General features: G+C 72.7%; 16 protein-coding genes. 7 read left to right on the forward strand and 9 right to left on the reverse strand.

Features of this window, described 5'->3' with window-relative positions; all coding sequences use genetic code 11:
• Nucleotides 1-39 precede the first annotated feature (39 nt).
• Nucleotides 40-249, forward strand: coding sequence for a hypothetical protein (locus tag WMF11_RS03125; protein WP_437549338.1), 210 nt, complete (start codon nt 40-42; stop codon nt 247-249).
• A 12-nt stretch (nt 250-261) separates the two neighbouring features.
• Here WMF11_RS03125 and WMF11_RS03130 read toward each other — a convergent pair whose 3' ends face one another.
• From WMF11_RS03130 to WMF11_RS03140, 3 genes are all read right to left on the reverse strand, one after another.
• A complete protein-coding gene (locus WMF11_RS03130) occupies nt 262-1,188 on the reverse strand; it encodes a glutamate--tRNA ligase family protein (protein ID WP_437906917.1) in 927 nt (308 codons plus the stop codon).
• 67 nt (nt 1,189-1,255) lie between these two features.
• The gene (locus tag WMF11_RS03135) at nt 1,256-3,052 is read right to left on the reverse strand and encodes a glutamate--tRNA ligase (RefSeq protein WP_437906918.1); all 1,797 of its coding nucleotides are present in this window, start codon (nt 3,050-3,052) and stop codon (nt 1,256-1,258) included.
• A gap of 139 nt (nt 3,053-3,191) precedes the next feature.
• The gene (locus WMF11_RS03140; protein WP_437976364.1) at nt 3,192-4,946 is read right to left on the reverse strand and encodes an adenylate/guanylate cyclase domain-containing protein; all 1,755 of its coding nucleotides are present in this window, start codon (nt 4,944-4,946) and stop codon (nt 3,192-3,194) included.
• A 437-nt stretch (nt 4,947-5,383) separates the two neighbouring features.
• On the opposite strand from WMF11_RS03140, the gene WMF11_RS03145 reads away from it, so the two are divergent.
• The gene (locus WMF11_RS03145; RefSeq protein WP_437906920.1) at nt 5,384-6,103 is read left to right on the forward strand and encodes a hypothetical protein; all 720 of its coding nucleotides are present in this window, start codon (nt 5,384-5,386) and stop codon (nt 6,101-6,103) included.
• 141 nt (nt 6,104-6,244) lie between these two features.
• Here the strand turns inward: WMF11_RS03145 and WMF11_RS03150 are convergent, their stop codons facing one another.
• Nucleotides 6,245-6,625 carry an Hsp20/alpha crystallin family protein gene (locus WMF11_RS03150; RefSeq protein ID WP_437906921.1) on the reverse strand — a complete coding sequence of 127 codons (381 nt, stop codon included), beginning with the start codon at nt 6,623-6,625 and terminating at the stop codon, nt 6,245-6,247.
• 92 nt (nt 6,626-6,717) lie between these two features.
• Nucleotides 6,718-7,182, reverse strand: coding sequence for an Hsp20/alpha crystallin family protein (locus tag WMF11_RS03155; protein ID WP_012233212.1), 465 nt, complete (start codon nt 7,180-7,182; stop codon nt 6,718-6,720).
• A gap of 437 nt (nt 7,183-7,619) precedes the next feature.
• Between WMF11_RS03155 and WMF11_RS03160 the strand changes: the two genes are divergently transcribed.
• Nucleotides 7,620-8,201: a YtfJ family protein gene (locus WMF11_RS03160; protein ID WP_437549351.1), complete on the forward strand. Its 582-nt coding sequence runs from the start codon at nt 7,620-7,622 to the stop codon at nt 8,199-8,201.
• A 34-nt stretch (nt 8,202-8,235) separates the two neighbouring features.
• Here WMF11_RS03160 and WMF11_RS03165 read toward each other — a convergent pair whose 3' ends face one another.
• On the reverse strand, nt 8,236-9,294 hold the full coding sequence (locus WMF11_RS03165; protein ID WP_437976365.1) for a MerR family transcriptional regulator: 1,059 nt from the start codon (nt 9,292-9,294) through the stop codon (nt 8,236-8,238).
• A gap of 29 nt (nt 9,295-9,323) precedes the next feature.
• On the opposite strand from WMF11_RS03165, the gene WMF11_RS03170 reads away from it, so the two are divergent.
• From WMF11_RS03170 to WMF11_RS03180, 3 genes are read left to right on the forward strand one after another with little or no spacing between them, the layout of a single operon-like run.
• The gene (locus WMF11_RS03170; RefSeq protein WP_437976366.1) at nt 9,324-10,940 is read left to right on the forward strand and encodes a phytoene desaturase; all 1,617 of its coding nucleotides are present in this window, start codon (nt 9,324-9,326) and stop codon (nt 10,938-10,940) included.
• Nucleotides 10,921-11,877 carry a phytoene/squalene synthase family protein gene (locus WMF11_RS03175; RefSeq protein WP_437976367.1) on the forward strand — a complete coding sequence of 319 codons (957 nt, stop codon included), beginning with the start codon at nt 10,921-10,923 and terminating at the stop codon, nt 11,875-11,877. The genes WMF11_RS03170 and WMF11_RS03175 overlap by 20 nt, the downstream gene beginning before the upstream one ends.
• Nucleotides 11,878-11,896: 19 nt before the next feature.
• Nucleotides 11,897-13,384 (forward strand): lycopene cyclase, encoded by a 1,488-nt coding sequence (locus WMF11_RS03180; RefSeq protein ID WP_437976368.1) that lies wholly within the window; start codon nt 11,897-11,899, stop codon nt 13,382-13,384.
• 4 nt (nt 13,385-13,388) lie between these two features.
• On the opposite strand, the gene WMF11_RS03185 is transcribed toward WMF11_RS03180, so the two are convergent.
• From WMF11_RS03185 to crtD, 3 genes are read right to left on the reverse strand one after another with little or no spacing between them, the layout of a single operon-like run.
• Nucleotides 13,389-13,880, reverse strand: a complete 492-nt coding sequence (locus WMF11_RS03185; RefSeq protein ID WP_437976369.1) for a beta-carotene hydroxylase — start codon at nt 13,878-13,880, stop codon at nt 13,389-13,391.
• Nucleotides 13,877-14,761, reverse strand: a complete 885-nt coding sequence (locus WMF11_RS03190; RefSeq protein ID WP_437906926.1) for a carotenoid 1,2-hydratase — start codon at nt 14,759-14,761, stop codon at nt 13,877-13,879. The genes WMF11_RS03185 and WMF11_RS03190 overlap by 4 nt, the downstream gene beginning before the upstream one ends.
• On the reverse strand, nt 14,758-16,329 hold the full coding sequence (gene crtD, locus WMF11_RS03195; protein ID WP_437976370.1) for a 1-hydroxycarotenoid 3,4-desaturase CrtD: 1,572 nt from the start codon (nt 16,327-16,329) through the stop codon (nt 14,758-14,760). The genes WMF11_RS03190 and crtD overlap by 4 nt, the downstream gene beginning before the upstream one ends.
• 98 nt (nt 16,330-16,427) lie before the next feature.
• Between crtD and WMF11_RS03200 the strand changes: the two genes are divergently transcribed.
• Nucleotides 16,428-17,339 carry a polyprenyl synthetase family protein gene (locus WMF11_RS03200; RefSeq protein ID WP_437906928.1) on the forward strand — a complete coding sequence of 304 codons (912 nt, stop codon included), beginning with the start codon at nt 16,428-16,430 and terminating at the stop codon, nt 17,337-17,339.
• Nucleotides 17,340-17,653: the final 314 nt, after the last annotated feature.

Here is a 17,653-nt window from a genome sequence, read left to right on the forward strand (position 1 = left end):
GGCGCGCCGACTTGGACCTGTGGTAAGCGGCAGCCACACATGATGCTCCTTGGACATGACACTTCGTCGGGACGGGCGCGCGACCTCGCCGAGCAGGCGTGGCGCGCCTGGACGCTGTTTGGCAGCCGCTCCCGCCGTGGGCGTGATGGCCGGCGCGACGACGACGACGACGACGATTTCCCGCGGCCGAACGCGATCCTCACGTGGCTCCCGATGCTGGGACGCGCCGTCTCGCCGCTCCCCGCCTGATCTACGCGCCGCTCAGGGCCCGCTCGCCGTCAGCGTGAGCGAGCCGTCGCGGAGGCTCACGACGCGGTCCGCGGTCGCGACGCGCGACCAGTCGAACTCGCGGAGCAGCTCAGCCGGCGTGCACGGATCAGGGCGATCCCGCAGGCCGACGCAGCAGGCGAGCGCGCCGGTGAGCGCGGGCGCGCTCCGGGCGAGCGCCGCCCCGCGCGCCGCGCCGTGCGTCTTCGCCAGCTTGCCGCCGCGCTCCTCCAGCAGGAGCAGGTGGTGCCGGTAGACCGGCGCTGGCAGCCCGAGCAGCGCCTGGAGCGCGGCCTGCGTCGCGGTGCTCGGCGCGATGTCGCGCCCCCGGACGACGCGCGTGACGCCCGCCGCGCCGTCGTCGACCACCACCGCCAGCTGGTAGGAGAAGGCGCCGTCGCGCCGGCGAACCACGGGATCGCCCATCGCGAGCGCGGGCTCCTGCGACAGGTCGAGCCCGCCCTCGTCCAGGGGCCGGAACACGCCGTCCGGCAGCCGCGCCCGGATCGGCTCCACGCTCGCGCGCCACCCGCCGGGCGGCAGCGCGCGGCAGCGCGCGCGGTTGTCGTAGGCGAAGCCGCCGTCCGGGGCGCGCCGGCCGATCGCGCGCACCTCCTCGCGCGTCGCGGAGCAGGGGTACAGCGCGCCGAGCGCCTCGAGCCGGTCCATCGCCGCCTCGTGGTGCGCCCTCCGCGCGTGCTGCTCGACGCGCTCGTCGAAATCGAGCCCGAGCCACGCGAGATCCTCCTCGATCGCGCGCGCGAACTCGGGCCGGCAGCGGTCGGGATCGAGGTCCTCCAGCCGGAGGACCAGCCGCGCGCCCCGCGACCGCGCGTCCAGCCAGCAGAGCAGCGCCGCGGCGAGCGTGCCGAGGTGGGCGGGCCCGGTGGTCGACGGGGCGAACCGGCACACCTCGCTCATCGCTCTTCCTCCTGCCGCTGCCGGCCGCGCCCTCGTCGCGCGGCCCGCGGGCTCGCCACGCCGCGCCTCAGAGGAAGCGCGCGATGCGCGCCCGCACGCGCGGCTCACCCAGCACCGCCATGACCTCGGTCAGATCAGGGCTGTTCCTCGTCCCGCAGACCGCGACCCGGAGGAGCATCGAGACGTCGCCGACATGGCCCTTCCACGACTCGGGAGAGGCCTTGTACTGCTTCACCTCGCCTGCGTAGCCCGAGGCCACCGCGATCTGCCGGATCTTCTCGAACCACGCCTCCTTCGAGTCGGCCGGGTCGAAGGTGTCGAGCATCTGCCGGAGCAGCGGCTGGCGATCGCCCTCCGGGACGTTCTCGGGGAAATCGAGCGCGTCGACGCCGCTGTAGAGCTCGTCGTAGAAGAAGAAGAGCTGGGCCCGCAGGTCGGGCCAGGTGGTGATGCGCTTGTTCGACTTCTTGCCGCCGCGCTCGATGCCGAGCGCGCGCTTCGTGTACTCCGGATCTCGCTCCATCAGCGCGGCGAGCTCCTTGTCGTGCTCCCTGGCCCAGTCGAGGCCCTGGGCATAGACGTCCTCGGCGCTCATCCGGCTCACGACCGCCTGGCTGACGCTCTTCAGCTTCACCATGTCGCTCAGCGCGCCGCCGGGGGCGAGCTTGTTGAGCTTGAGGGGGAAGGCGGAATAGGGCTTGTCGGGGTTCGCCTTGCGCCAGTCCTCGAACGCCGAGTTGGCGATGTTGAGGAGGTACTCGATGGTGCCTGTCTCGGGGACGCCGATCTCCCGGTAATAGGCGATGTTCGCCTCGGGGTCCTTGCGCTTGCTCAGCTTGCGCCGCGCGTCCGAGACCTTCGTCTCGCCCGTCTCCGGGTCGACCTCTTCCACGCGATCGAGCTTCTGGATGGGCGGGACGTGGGCGTATTCGACCGGCCTGAAGCCGAGCGTGCGGAAGAGCTGCAGGTGGAGCGGCATCGACGAGATCCACTCGTCGCCTCGGATCACGTGCGTCGTGCGCATCAGGTGATCGTCGATCGCGTGGGCGAAGTGGTACGTCGGGATGCCGTCCGACTTGAGGAGGATGGTGTCGAGATCGTTGACGGGCATCGAGATGACGCCCTTCACGCCGTCCTTCCACTCGACGCGGCCGGAGACGTCGTCCGGGGCGCGCAGCCGGAGCACGAACGGGGTGCCGCCCGCGAGCGCCTCCTTCACCCGGGCGAGCGGCGCGTCGCGCCACTTCGCCCACCGGCCGTGGACCCCGGGCTTCACCGTGAGGGCCATCTGCTCCTGCCGGATGGCGTCGAGCTCCTCGACCGTGCAGAAGCAGGGGTAGGCGAAGCCGCGGCGGATGAGATCGATCGCGTAATCCCGGTAGATCTCGACCCGCTCCGTCTGGATATAGGGGCCGTAGCTGCCCTGCTGCACGAACTCGCCCCGCGACGACGGGTCTCCGTCCTTCGCCGGCGCGCGGAGCACGCCCTCCTGAGGGGAGAGATCGAAGCGCGCGAGGGAGTCGACGATGGTGTCGAGCGCGCCGGGGATGGCGCGCTTCACGTCGGTGTCCTCGAGGCGGAGATAGAAGACGCCCTCGCTCTGGAGCGACAGCCGCTTGTTGATGAGCGACACGAAGATGCCGCCAATGTGCATGAACCCGGTCGGGCTCGGCGCGTAGCGGGTGACCATCGCGCCTTTGGGCAGCGCGCGCCGGGGATAGCGCGCCTCGTACTCCTCGGGCCGCCTGGCCGACGCCGCGGCGTCGCCGAAGAGGAGGCGCACGAGCTCGTCGCGGTCCTCTCCGGGGCCCGGTTCGCGGACGGTGACGGGAAGCGTCGTCTCGTTCGGGGCCTGCTTGTCCATGAGGGCGCGTCGCTCCTGGTCTGACATCGGGCCGGCAGCCATTGCACGCCCGCCTGGCCTTGTCAATCGGCCGGGGCCTGTCAATCGCGGGGTAACGAGCGCGAACGAGCGTGGGTCGCGACGCGCGCCGCGCGCCGCGCTACTGCGGTGTGTTCTCGCCGATGAGCCAATAGGTCTTCATCGCGCCCTTGCCCTTGATCGCCACGAGGCCCCGCTCCTCGAGGAGGAAATCTCGCGCGAGCAGGGAATAGCTCGCCTCGCTCACCTGGATCCGGCCGGGCTCTCCGCTCGACTCCATGCGGCTCGCCACGTTCACCGCGTCGCCCCAGAGATCGTAGCTGAACTTCTTCTTGCCGATCACGCCGGCGATGACAGGCCCGGTGTTGATGCCGATCCTGAGCTGGAACGGCTCGCCGTCGTCGCCGACGAACTGGCGCACGGTGTGCGTCATGGCGATCGCCATCCGCGCGATGGCCCTCGCGTGATCGGGGCGCTGCGCCGGCAGCCCGCCGACGACCATATAGGCGTCTCCTATGGTCTTGATCTTCTCCAGGCCGTGCTGCTCGGCGAGCTGATCGAACGAGGAGAACATCCGGTTGAGCAGGCCGACGAGCTCCGCCGGGGGGAGCCGCGCGGCGAGCGGGGTGAAGTCCGCGATGTCCGCGAAGAGGACGGTCACCTCCTCGAAGTGCTCGGCGATGAGCTGCTCGTGCTCCTTCAGCTGATCGGCGATCGTCCTCGGCAGGATGTTGAGGAGGAGCCGGTCCGAGCGCTCATGAGCTCGCTCGGCCGCCGCCTTCGCCTGCTCGAGCGCCGCCTTCTGCTGGCTCTGCCGCCGCGCGTTCGCCTCCAGCGCCGAGAGCATGCCGTTGATCGAGCCGGTGAGGCGTGACAGCTCGTCGGTGCCCGGCATTGCGACCCGCGCCGAGAGGTCGCCGACGCCGCCGATCTCCGTGACCTCCCGGCTGAGGCGGGCGAGCCGGTACAGCACCAGCTTCTCCAGGAGCAGCAGCGTCACGCCGCCGAAGACCAGGCCCACGACAACGGTCACGAGCACGAGATAACGCAATGTGTCATGGCCCATCTTGAGGATGGCCCGGTCGTTGTCCACGCGCACGAGCAGCGCCGGCTTGCCGTCGATGTCGTTGAGGACGGTGTATCCGGCGATCCGATCGCTGCCGAGCGGGTGGACGAGGATCGGGTCGCGGTCGGACAGGGCGGCGCGGGCCTCGCGGAAGTCGTCGGGCAGCTGGGGATCGTCGAGGCGGTGCACGGCGAGCGAGAGGCCGGCGGGCTCGGTGAGGCGCTTGATCTCGGCGTCGGTCAAGAAGCGCCCGAACGTGACGGTGCCGGCGACCGGTCCGCGGCCGGAGCTGCCGACGCTCGGCTGGGAGCAGAGGAGCATCGGCCCGTCCGGGAGGAGGACGATGCCGCCTCGCACGGCGCTGCCGGGCGCGTCCCTCCCGAAGAGGAGATCGCCGATGCGGAGCCGCTCCTCGATGCCGCGCGGCAGGGGGGCCCAGCTCTTCGTGGCGTGGTTGTAGCCGGTGCTGTACACGGGCCTTCCGTCTGCGCCGGCGAAGACCGCGAGATCGATCCGGGCGATGTCGAAGAGCTGGGCGACGAGGTTCGAGCGAACGAACTCTTGATTACCGTCCTGCACGAACGCGTAGGCGTCATCCCACTGGCTCCAGTCGGTCCAGCGCGCGTTGAAGTCGCTGCTGGCCTGGCGGAAGAGGTTGAGCGCCACCTGCACCGTACGGCGGGTGTCCTGCGCCTCGGCGGCCATCGAGTTGGCGAGGAGCGCCCTCGAGGACACGCCGTACAAGGCAAAGCTGAGCCCGAGCAGCGTGGCGGCGATCGCCAGCAGCGTCTTCGCGCGCAGGGAGAGCAAGGCGTCGAGGGCGGGCTTCAGCGGTGCCGAGACTATCGAAATGCGGGACGGCGCGGAAGCGCGCCGACACCAGCCGGGACGGCGCGGGCCCGCGGCGGGTCGGGGAGGGAGCGCGGCGGCGTGGTGCGGCGGTGCCCCTGGCCCGCTCCAGGCCGCGCTCGCTTGGAGGGGTCTCCAGGGGGGGTCCGGAGGCGAGGTTTCATTCTCGTTCTACGGCGGCACGCGAGGCATCGAGTTCCAGAGGTGTATCGTGGACGTTCCCGCCCGTCGCTCCGGGTCGAGTCTTCATCGACTTTCGCGGAAATTCAGGTCTGTAGTGATGAAAGCAACTTGAACGGTTGCCGCCGTTTCCGGCGGTGATGAACGACGCTGCGGTATCTCACGTTGCCTCGTGGCTTCCTTGGACCGCTGTCGCGAGAGCAGATAGAATGCGTGCAATGCACACGCCCGGTCGGCTGCTTGTCGTTCCTGCGGTCCTTCTCACCGTCGCCGCGTGCGCCAACGGCACCGACGATCTGCTGCCCGGCTATTACGAGGAGCAGGCCGGCGGCGGCGGACTCGGCGGTGATGGTGGCGCCGGAGGGGAAGACCTCTCCGTGAGCTCGAGTTCTAGCTCGAGCGTGAGCGCCGGCTCCACCGGGGCCGGCGGCGCTGAGGGCGTGGGCGGCGACGTCGGGAGCAATGAAGGCGACGGAGGCGACGGCGGCGGGGGGGCGGTGGCCGAGTGCGACCATGCGGCGCCCAATACCTGCACGGGAGCAGAGGCTCTCGGCAGTATCTCGGGCGACGTCGAGGCTGATTCGATGACGGTGACGGGGACCACGTCGAAGTGGTTCAAGATCCTGATCGTCGACAATGCAGATGAGGCCAGCTCCGAGCACTTCCGTGCCACGCTCGAGTCTCCGCCGGGGATGAACTTCGATTTGATCGCTTACCAAGGACAAATTGAAGTCGATGCACCGAATTGCTTTGCGTCCGGCGTCAGAGGGCAGGGCACGCCCGAATCATTTTACGTGACGTGGAACGACCGCTTCGCCGATCCCGATGAGCTCTGGTTTATCCTCGAGGTGCGGCATGTGGAGGGCACCGCGTGCGGCGAGGACGCGAGGTGGACGCTGACGCTCCTCGGCAACAATGCGGCGTTGATAGAGCCTTGAGCCTGCACGCGCAGCCCGCAGGCCGGTCACCGGTACAGGAGAGCTCCTTGAGCCGGTGCCCACCACACATCAGCGCCGCGTCACCTCGATCTTGCTTCGTCCGGGACAGCGCTCCTCATCCTCGACACCTGGCACCCCGCCTCAGCTCGCGCTGATCGGGATCTGACGCGGCTTGAGCGACGCGCTCTTCGGCAGGTGGATCCGCAGGACGCCCGCCCGGAGATCCGCGGAGATCTTCTCGGAATCGATGCCCTGCGGGACCACGAAGCTGCGGCGGAAGTCCGGCAGGCCCTCCACGCCCTTCTCCCGCTCGGCCGCCTCGGTCCGCCGGCCCTCGAACGTGAGCTCCCCCTTCTCCACACGGACGGCCAGGCGATCCTGCGTCACGCCCGGGAGATCTGCCACGACCAGGAGCTCCTCGGCGCTCTCGTAGATGTCGACCGCCGGCGCCACGGCGGGGCGCTGCTGGATCTTCTCGGGGTTGCTCTCGGCACGGTGGGTCAAGCTGCGATCAGTGCTCATGTTCATCGCTCCTTCCTCGGTACACTCCAGATCCGCTCGTCGCTGGATCGTCGCTCTCCTCTTCTTCGTTCGCTCTTCAGCTCCCGGCTCGCTCAGCGCGCCGTCACCGCGATCTGACGCGGCTGCGCCTCGGCGGCCTTGTTCAGCGTGAGCGTCAGCACGCCGTTCTTCAGGACCGCTGTCGTCTTCTCCGGATCGACCTTGCTCGGCAGCGTGAAGCTCCGGCTGAAGCGCACCGCGCCCCGCTCCTTGCGGTGGACGAGGTAGCCCTCCGGCGCATCCGACTTGCGCTCGCCGCTCACCGTCAGGACGTCCTGATTCAGCGAGATCTGGACATCCTTCTCCGTCAGACCCGGAACATCGGCCTTGACGACAAGGGCGCTCCCCGTGTCGAACAGGTAGACGCGCGGACCCCCCACGTACCGGGACGTCTGGTCGAAGTCGCCGCGGAGCGACGCGCGCGGCGCGTCCGCCTCCTCGAACACCCAATCCAGGCGCCGGCGAAGCTCATCCATCATGGCAAACGCGCGATCGAAATCCGTGGTTCGGTGCAGCATGGTCAATCCTCCATGACCGCCGCGCGCGGCGCGCGCCCGGGCTCCGCCCGCGGCGCCGTCAACCTGCTCGCGACGGCCGATTTGTTGTAGCGTTACGGGACCTTGGCTCCGAGAGCCGGTCTCTTCGCACCGCCCAATCTTTGCACGGCACGTGGGGTGTCAAGAGCACGGCGCGCCGTCGTCCCCCCGAGGCAGATCGGCGGGAGCAGCGGCGGCGACCGGACTCGTCAGACCGAAGGGAGAGGCAGGGAAAGGCGGGCGAGCGCGACCTCTCCGGCTCCCGGAGCGGCTCCCTGCGCCGCCCCGCCGGCCACCGCCCCGGAGGCCGAGCCACGCCAGCCGGCCGTCGGCGGGGCCAGCCACGCCGGCGCCCGGTGGAGCCTGCCGCCTCGAACAGCCCTGGGAGCACGTCCCGGAAAGCGCTAGAAACCCAGGATATGCAGCCCTGCCCGCCCGCCCCCCGCCGCCGCGGCGTCCTTGCCGCCCGCCTCCGCTCGGTCTCCTCTGCGGCGGCGCTGTCCCTGGCGCTGATCTCGGGCGCCGCGCTGGCGCTGCCCTCGGAGGGGGACCGGGCGCCGAACGCGCGCGTCGAGGACGCGGACGGGCGCGAGCTCCGGCTCAAGGCGCTTCAAGGCAAGCCGATCCTCATCGTCTACGAGGACAAGGACTCGAAGGCCCAGAACCAGGCGCTCAAGGACGCGCTGGCGAAGCTCACGAAGGGCGACCGCTACCGGCGAGGCATCGCCGTCGCCGCGATCGCCGACGTCAGCTCCTACGACTTCTGGCCGGCGAAAGGCTTCGTGAAGGACGCCATCCGGGAGGAGTCGAGGAAGGTCGGCGGGACCGTCTATTGCGACTGGGACGGCTCCTTCCGTACGGCCTACAAGCTCCGCCGCGGCGTCAGCAACGTCGTCGTGGTCGGCAAGAACGGCCACGTGCTCTTCGCGGCCGAAGGCGCCCTCAAGCCGGAGTCGCAGAGCCGGGTCCTCGAGCTGCTCCGCAAGGAAGTCGAGGGCTGACCGCAGCGAACGCGCCGGCCGGAGGGGCGCGCGCTCAGCGCCCGTCCCTGCGGCGCCGCCGCGCGTGCAGCGCGGACTCGACCTGCGCGCGGATCTCCGCCGCCTCCGCGGCCGCCACGAGGCCGCCGCGCGCCTCGATGAAGGAGCGGAGCGCCCCGGCGCCCGCGCCGCCCACGATCCACGGCACGCCACGGCACGCGTCCGCGTAGGCGTCGATGAGCTCGCGCGCCGACGGCGGGAGCGGCGGGATCGCGACCGTCAGCGCGACGAGGTCCGGCGCGAGCGCCTCGACCGCCCGCGCGATCGCGGCGGGCGGCGTCCTCGCGCCGAGCACGACGGAGCGGAAGCCCCACGAGCAGAAGCGCAGGCCGATGCCGAACAGCCCGAGCACGTGATCCTCGTCGGCGAAGGCCGCGAGCAGCACGCGCCGCCCGCTCTCGCCAGGCTGCGCGAGCCGCAAGAGGTGCAGCAGCGTCGCGCCGAGGACCTGCGAGGCGAGGTGCTCCTGCGCGACCGTGATCTTCCCCGCGTGCCAGAGATCGCCGATGCGCTCGAGCGCCGGGCCGAGCGCGCGCTCGAAGATCGTCACCGCCGGGCCGAGCGAGAGGGCCCGGTTCACCTCGGCCTCGAGGCCGTCAGGATCGAACCGGACCGCGGCGTCGACGATGCGCTCGCTCGCCCCGGCGAACGCGTCGCCGCCGCTCGTGCCCACCGGCGCGCGCGGCCCCGCGGCGTCGAGCACCATGCGCGCCGCCTCGGCCGCGGCGATCCCGCCGTTCACGTGGTCGCGCATCTTCTTGATCACCGCCACATCGTCGTCGCTGTACAGGCGATACGCCGACGCCGTGCGCGCGGGCGACGGCACGCCATAACGGCGCTCCCACGCGCGCAGCGTCGCCGAGGACACGCCACACATCTCCGAAACGACATGGATTCTGTAGCGGCTCAACTGGATAAACCTTGCTAGGACCCGCCGAGCCGCGGCCGTCCGCGCCGGTCCGGCGCACCGGGATGCATCGGAACGGCGGGCAGCGAGGCCCAGAAAGACCCCCTCCTGCCGACGTCTTTCGCGTTCGTCATTCGCCTTTGTCAAAGGCTAGGACAAACATTATACTGAGCGTCATGCAAAACACCAGCGCTTCGGCGCAGGATCCGGCGCATCCGGCCAGGCCTGACGCCTCGCCGGGCGACGAGGTGGCCGCTCCCCCGCGAGCGGCGGGCGCGGCGCTCGCGGGCCGCGTCTTCCGCGGAGCGCGCGCGCCGCGCGCCGTCGTGATCGGCAGCGGCTTCGGGGGCCTCGCGGCGGCCGTGCGGCTCGGGGTGCGGGGCTACGACGTCACGGTGGTCGAGAAGCTCGACCAGCCGGGCGGGCGCGCGTACGTCCACCGCCAGGACGGGTTCACCTTCGACGCGGGGCCGACCGTCATCACGGCGCCGTTCCTCCTGGAAGAGCTCTGGCAGCTCTGCGGCCGGAAGATGGCCGACGACATCGACATGCGGCCCGTGGCGCCGTTCTACCGGATCCGGTTCCACGACGGCGCGACGTTCGACTACACGGGCGACGCCGCCGCGATGCGCGCCGAGGTCGCGCGCCTGTCACCCGGGGACGTCGAGGGGTACGAGCGCTTCGTCCGGCGGAGCGAGGCGATCTTCCGCGTCGGGTTCGAGGAGCTCGCCCACGTGCCGTTCGGGTCGTGGATGGACATGGCGCGCATCGTGCCGGACATGGTGCGGCTCGAGAGCTATCGCACCGTGTACGGCCTCGTCGCGAAGCACGTGAAGGACGACCGCCTGCGCCAGGTGCTGAGCTTCCACCCGCTGCTCGTCGGCGGGAACCCGTTCTCGACGACCTCGATCTACAGCCTGATCGCGTTCCTCGAGCGCAACTGGGGCGTGCACTTCCCGATCGGCGGCACGGGCGCGCTGGTGAAGGGGCTCGTGTCGCTCATCGAGGGGCTCGGCGGCTCCGTGCGGTGCGGCGCCGAGGTGCGGCGCATCTCCGTGGAGGGCGGCCGCGCCCGGGGCGTGGAGCTCGCGTCGGGGGAGCGGCTCGCCGCCGACGTCGTCGTCTCGAACGCGGACTCGGCGTGGACCTACCGGCACCTCGTGCCCCCCGAGGCGCGGAAGCGCTGGACCGACCGGCGCATCGAGCGGCAGCGCTACTCGATGAGCCTCTTCGTGTGGTACTTCGGCACGCGCCGGCAGTACCCGGACGTCGCTCACCACACGATCCTCCTCGGCCCGCGGTACAGGCCGCTGCTCGAGGACATCTTCGAGAAGCACGTGCTCGCCGACGACTTCAGCCTGTACCTGCACCGCCCGACCGCGACCGATCCGGCCCTCGCCCCGCCCGGCTGCGACGCGTTCTACGTGCTGTCCCCGGTGCCGAACCTGCTCAGCGGCACCGACTGGCCAAGGGTCCAGGAGCGGTACCGGCGCTCCATCTCGGCGCTGCTCGAGGCGACGCTCCTGCCGGGGCTCGAGGGCGCGCTCGCGAGCTCGCGGCTGCTCACGCCGCAGGACTTCCAGGACCGGCTGCTGTCGTTCCGGGGCGCGGCGTTCGGGCCGGAGCCGGTGCTCACGCAGAGCGCCTTCTTCCGGCCCCACAACGCGAGCGAGGACGTCGAGCGCCTCTACCTCGTCGGGGCAGGCACGCACCCGGGCGCCGGTCTGCCCGGGGTGCTCTCGTCGGCCCGCGTGCTGGATCAGGTGGTCCCGGATGCATCGAAGCTCGCCTGAGGCGTCGGCGGCGGACTTCGCCGCGTGCAGGGACCTCCTGCGCAAGGGGTCGAAGAGCTTCGCCGCGGCGGCGCTCCTCCTGCCCGCGCGCGTGAGGGAGCCGGCGGCGGCGTTCTACGCGTTCTGCAGGGTCGCCGACGACGCGGTCGACGAGCTCGGGGAGCACGCGCCGCCGTCCGCGGCCGCGGCCGCCGTCGCGGCGCTGCGGGAGCGGCTCGCGCGCGCCGCGGCGGGCAGGCCGGACGACAGCCCGGTCGATCGCGCGCTCGCCCACGTGATGGCGGAGCACGGGCTGCCGCGCGCGTTCATCGAGGCGCTGCTCGAGGGGTTCGCATGGGACGCGGAGGGGCGCCGCTACGAGACGCTGTCGGACCTGAACGCCTACGCGGCGCGCGTCGCGGGCACCGTGGGCGCGACGATGTCGACGCTCATGGGGGCGCGAGGGCCCGACGCGCTCGCGCGGGCGTGCGACCTGGGCGTCGCCATGCAGCTCACGAACATCGCGCGCGACGTCGGCGAGGACGCGCGGCGCGGTCGGATCTACCTGCCGCTCGCCTGGATGCGGGAGGCCGGGATCGCGCCGGACGGGTGGCTCGCGCGGCCGGTGTTCGACGACCGGCTGGGGCGGATCGTGGCGCGGCTGCTCGCCGAGGCGGAGGTGCTCTACCTCCGCGCGGGCGCCGGCATCCCGATGCTGCCGCGCGACTGCCGCCCCGCGATCCAGGCGGCGCGGCTCATCTACGCGGACATCGGGCGGGTCATCGCGCGCCAAGGCTTCGACTCGGTGTCGACGCGCGCGGTGGTGTCGCCGGGCCGCAAGGCGTGGCTCGTGCTGCGGGCGCTGCTCCGCAGGTCCGTCGCGCCCGCGGAGGCGCGGGAGCACGGCGCGGCGCCGCCGCTCGACGAGGTCCGCTTCCTCCTGGAGGCGGCGCGATGAGCGCCCTGGTGGGAGCGCGATGAGCGCCGGCGGCGCGCCGGGCTCAGCCGCGCGGGAGATCGACGCGGCGCGGGGGCGCGTGCGCGAGGCGGGCGGGGACGCGCTGCTCGCGCGCCTCGAGCACCTCGACGCGGTGCGGGCCGCGCCGGCGCCTCGACCGGGACCCTCGCCGCGGCCGCCGGATCGGGGCGCGACCGCCGATTACGACGTGGTCGTCGCGGGCGGCGGGCTGTCGCTCCTGCTCGCGCCGCTGCTCGCGTCGGCAGGGCTGCGCGTCGCGGTGCTCGACCGGGCGCGGATCGGCGCCGCGCACCGGGAGTGGAACGCCGGGACGGCCGAGGTGGCCGCGCTGTCGGCGTCGGGGATCTTCGCGAGGGACGAGATCGAGCGGCTCGTCATCGCCCGCTACGTCGAGGGGCTCTGCCGCTGGCACGGCGGCGGGACGTACCCGGTGCGCGGCGTGCTCGACCACGCCATCGACGCGGCGGGGCTGCTCGCCGCGGCGCGGGCCCGGGCCGAGGCGCTGGGGGTGACGCTGCTCGACGGGCACGCGCTCCTCGGGCACGCGGAGGGGCCGGACGCTGTCGCGCTCGCCGTGGCCGAGGCGCAGCCGGGCGCCGCGCCGCGCGCGCTGTCCGCGCGGCTCCTCATCGACGCGCGCGGCGCGGCGAGCCCCTACGCGACCGCGGACCTCCTCTGCCCGACCGTCGGCGGCGTGCTCACGGGGCTCTCGGAGGGCGACGGGGAGCGGCGGATCCGGCCGGACGTCGGCGAGATCCTCGCCACCACGGAGGACGTCGAGGAGGGCCGGCAGCACCTCTGGGAGGCGTTCCCGGGGCGGCCGGGCGAGACGACGGTCTACCTCTTCTATTACGCGCGCTCCGGGGACGTCGGCCCCGGCGCGCTCCTGTCGCTCTACGCGCGGTTCTTCCGGCTCCTGTCGCGCTACAAGGAGGGCGACGCGCGCCTCGTCCGCCCGACGTTCGGCTTCATCCCCGGCTGGTCGCGGCTGTCGGCCGCGCCGCGCGCGCCGGGGCGCCGGGTGCGGCTCGTGGGGGACGCGGCGGCGCGGCACTCGCCGCTGACGTTCTGCGGCTTCGGCGCGAACGTGCGCGAGCTCGCGGCGACGGCCGCCGATCTGGCGCGGGCCGTCCGGGAGCCGGGCGCGCGTCACACGTCGGCCACGTCGGCCACGGCGCGCGACGCGCCTGTGCATTCGGGCACCGGCGCGCTCGCGGCCCTCATGGCGAAGCCCGCCGGCGGGGCGAGGGCAGGGGAGATGAACGCGCTCCTCGACACGGCCTTCGCCGTGCTCCACGCGATGGGCAACGACGCGTACGCGGCGCTGCTGCGCGACGAGATGCAGCCGGCCGATTTCGTGAGGTTCTTGCGGGAGACGGCGGCGCGGCGGCCCGAGGTGTACCGCGAGGTCGTGAGCACGCTGCCGCTCCGGGCCATCGGCCGCTGGGGAGCGGGGCTCGCGCGGGAGCTCTACCGCGCCCGCTAAAGGGCTACCGCGCCCGCTGCGCGGCGCGCTGGGCGCGGCCTCCCGCGACGCCGCGGCGCGCGAGGACGAGGGGCCCGAGGAACAGGCCGTACGGGGGGCCGCCGGTGCCGTGGTGGACGCGGTGCGCGTCGCGCACGCGCGCGAGGTACGGGATGCGCGCGAGGCCCGAGACAGGGAGCCGCCCGTGGACGAGCCCGTCGTGGACCAGGACGTAGGCGAGGCCGAAGGCGGTCATGCCGAGGCCGAAGCCGAACGCGGCCTCGCGCAGCGGCCCCGGCGCGGCCCAGCTGCCGTACATGATGAGCCCGGCGGCGATCGGGGCGTGGAGGAACGCGAGCGCGTCGTTCTGCTCGAAGGCGCCGCGCCGCTTCGCGTGGTGGGTGCGGTGGATGCGCCAGAGCGCGTGGTGCCAGACCTTGCCGTGGAGGAGCGCGGCCCACACCTCCATGATCGCGAAGGCGGCGAGCGCCGTGCCGATCCAGATCGCGAGCGTCATCGCGCCCTCCTCATGCGGAACGGCAGGAGGAGCTGCACCCAGGGGCTGGCGAAGCGGTCGAGCGAGAGGGCCTCGTGGACGACCGTCGCCGGCTTGCCGCCGAACGTCGCGGCGGCGAGGGAGCGCGCGTAAAACGGCGTGTCCTCGAGGGTGCGGAGGAGCCGCGGCGCGGACCCCGGGTCGGCGGCGATCTCCCGCGCCAGGCCCCAGCGCGTGTCGCCGAGCGGCCGCGGGGCGAGCGGCGGGAGCTCGCGCGCGCCGCCCGCCGCGTCGAACGCGGGCGAGAGGAGCATGCGCGTGCCGTCGCGGCGCCGGACGTCGTAGGTGAGGGCGATCCCGTCCGAGCCGAGCGCGCGCGACCAGGTCCAGCGCTCGAAGGCGTGGCCGAGCGGCTCGTCGCCGGCGTTCGTGTCGAGGTAGGCGCTGCCGGAGAAGCGCAGCGAGGGGTGCGCGAGCTCGACCTCGGCCCGCGCGATCGGCGCGATGGGCGTCCAGCGGTGGAGCCCCCGCCCATCCAGGGCGACGCCATCGTGCGCGCCGTCCGCCGCGGGCCCGGGCACGGACGGGCGGAGGCGCACCGTCCCCGAGAGCCGGGACGGCAGAGGGGCCGTGATCTCGTCGAACGAGACACGGAGCTCACCCCCGGACCACTCCATCAGGCTCGGTCCGATGGCGAGCGACCGCGGCGATCTGGAGACCGCGCCCCGCGGCCGCTCGGTCAGCGCCCAGCGATCGGCGCGCGCGCCGTACAGCGCGACGTTCATCGCGCAGTGCATGAGCGGGTCCGCGGCGCCGCGCGATCGCGCCTTGGCGTAGTAGGGCGAGAAGACGCTCCCGAGCATCGCGATGATCGTGATCGCGCTCTGCCCGTCGTCGCTCACCGCGTCCAGGTACCACCAGGCGTAGCCCCCGCTCGGGATCTCGAGGTCGAAGCGAGGTCCTCCATCACGCTCCGCGCCGCGAGCTGGCCGCTCAGCGCCGCCATCGGCACGCCCGCCCCCGGGTGCGCGCTCCCGCCGGCGAAGTACAGGCCCGGGAGCTTCGAGCGCGAGGCCGGGCGCGCGAAGGTCGAGTTCCACCCGTGGGACACCGGCCCGTACAGCGCGCCTCCCGTCGCCGGGAACATCCGCTCGAAGTCCGCCGGCGTCGTCGCCACCGGGGAGGCGCCCGTGCTCTTCAGCGAGAGGCCGAACCGCTGCAGTTGCTGGAACACGCGCTGCTCCCATTCGTGGATCTCCGTCGATGAGGGGGTGTGTTTATCACCGGTCGCAGGGGCATTGAGGATGAAGAACAGCCGCTCTCCGCCTCCGTCGGCGCCTGCGCTCGCCCCGACCCCGCCGGGCTCGTGCGCCGGCGCGTCGCCGCGATCCTCGGCGCAGACGTAGACCGTGGCGTCGCGCGGGAGCTCGGCGCGGTCGAACAGCGCGCGGAACTCGGCCTCGTAGTCGCCGGAGAAGAAGACGTTGTGCCGGAGGAGGGGGAAGCCGCTCACCTCGGCCACGAGCGCCCAGGTGACGGCCGAGAGCGAGCGCGGCTCGCTCCCCGGCGCCTTGCGGGCGGCGCGCTCGCCGAACAGGCCGGCCCGCAGCGCCGCGGGGTCGGCGTTCAGCACGATGGCGTCGGCCTCGATGCGCTCGCCGCCCTCGAGCACGACGCCCGTCGCGCGGCCGCGGCCCTCCTCGATGGCGGCGACGTGCGCGCCGCAGCGCAGCGTCGCCCCGGCGCGGGCCGCCGCCGCGGCGAGCGCCTCGGCGACGCGGCCCATGCCGCCCTCGGGGAGCCAGAGGCCCTCGCGCTCCACGTGCGCGATGACGCTCAGCGTCGCAGGCGCGAGGTACGGCGACGAGCCGCAGTAGGTCGCATAGCGCCCGAACAGCTGGAGGAGGCGCGCGTCCGTGAAGAAGTCGCCGAGCGCGCGGTGGAGGGTGCGGTGCCCGTCGATCTTCATCATCCCGCCGACGCCCAGGGTGCCCGCCGTGCTCAGGATCGTCTTGAGCGTGGGCCGCTCCGCGCGCATGAACGGCGCCTCCACCACGTCGAAGATCTCGCGCGCGTACCGGCTGAACCGGCGGTACCCGTCCGCCTCCCGCGCCCCCGCGAGCGCGCCGATCGCGTCCGCGGCGCGCTCGCCGTCCGCGAAGAGGTCGAGCGTCGAGCCGTCCGGCCAGGCGTGGCGCGCGAGCGTCTCGGCCCGGCGGAGCGACACGTGGTCCTCGAAGCGGAGCCCGAGCGACGCGAAGATCTCGTCGAAGACCCACCGCATCGTGAGCACCGTCGGGCCGACGTCGACGCGGCGGTCCCCGAGGACCGCCTGGCGTATCTTTCCGCCGACGCGCGGCGCCCGCTCGAGTAGCACCACGTCGAGCCCGCTCGAAGCAAGGAGCGCGGCCGAGGTCAGACCGCCGATACCCCCGCCGATCACCACGACGCGATCTCTCCTGTCCGCCATGGTCGGAGTGTACGCGTCGGAGGTAGTTTGTCTATACTTTGTTTAACTAATGTTCAAACTATTGACAAGCCCCTGAGGCTCGCCAAGACTCGCCCCCCATGGATTTCGATCGCCGGATCGAGCGCGTCCTCCTCGCCGCCATCGAGCCGCTCTCCTCGCCCGCGTCGCCGCCCGGGCTCCTGGCGGCGACGCAGCACGCCGTGTTCCCTGGAGGCGCCCGCATCCGTCCGCGCCTCTGCCTGGCCGTCGCTTCGGCGTACGGCGATCCCGCGCCGGAGGCCGCCGACGCCGCGGCGGCGGCGGTGGAGCTCATCCACTGCGCGTCGCTGGTCCACGACGACCTCCCCTGCTTCGACGACGCGCCGATCCGGCGCGGCCGGCCGTCCGTCCACCGGGCCTTCGGCGAGCCGATCGCGGTGCTCGCCGGCGATCAGCTCATCGTGCTCGCCTTCGAGGCGCTCGCGCGCGGCGCCTTCCACGCGATGGCGAGCGGCGTGACCGACGCGCGCAGGGCGGTCCGGTTCTTCGAGGTGCTCGGGGGCGGCGTCGGGATGCCGCAGGGGATCATCGCCGGGCAGGCGTGGGAGTCGGAGGCGAAGGTCCCGCTCTCGGCCTACCGGCGCGCGAAGACGGGCGCGCTCTTCGAGGCGGCGGCGACCCTCGGCGCGCTCTCCGCAGGCCAGGACGGGGCCGCCTGGGGCGATCTCGGGCAGCGCATCGGCGAGGCGTACCAGGTCGCGGACGACGTGCTCGACCTGGTCGGGAGGCCGGAGGACATGGGCAAGCCGGCGGGGCGCGACGGGGCGCTCGGGCGCCCGAACACGGCGCTGGAGCTCGGGCTCTCCGGCACGACCCGGCTGCTGCAGCGGCTCATCCAGGACGCGGTCGAGGCGGTGCCGCAGTGCCCGCGGGCGGACGCCGTGCGGTCGTGGGCCGTCGAGCTGGGGGACAGGCTCCTCCGGGTCTGCAGGGGGCCTTCGGCGGCGCTTCCGACCGTGAGCTCCATGTAACGGCTCGGGCGGCCTGACGTACGTCCGAGAGGGGCGGCCGTCGGGGGGACTCGGGACGTCTGAGACTGATGATCGGGAGTGGAGCTGGGTTGTTTGCGCGTCGCGGGACGGAACGCGTGAAGCCGACGTGAAGCCGGCGTGGACCGACGTGAAGCCGACGTGAACCGAATGAAGCCGACGTGAACCGACGTTGAGCAGATTCAGGGAGGGCCTTAATGCGCTGTCGCCTCGCGATAGTGAGGCTGCGCCCAGGCTCGACGAACGCGGTTTGGGGTGGCATCCTCGGCGGGCCTTTCCGCGTCTGCCGCGGGGAG

This window comes from Sorangium sp. So ce295 (assembly GCF_051527405.1).
Taxonomy (GTDB): Bacteria; Myxococcota_A; Polyangia; order Polyangiales; family Polyangiaceae; genus Sorangium; species Sorangium cellulosum_B.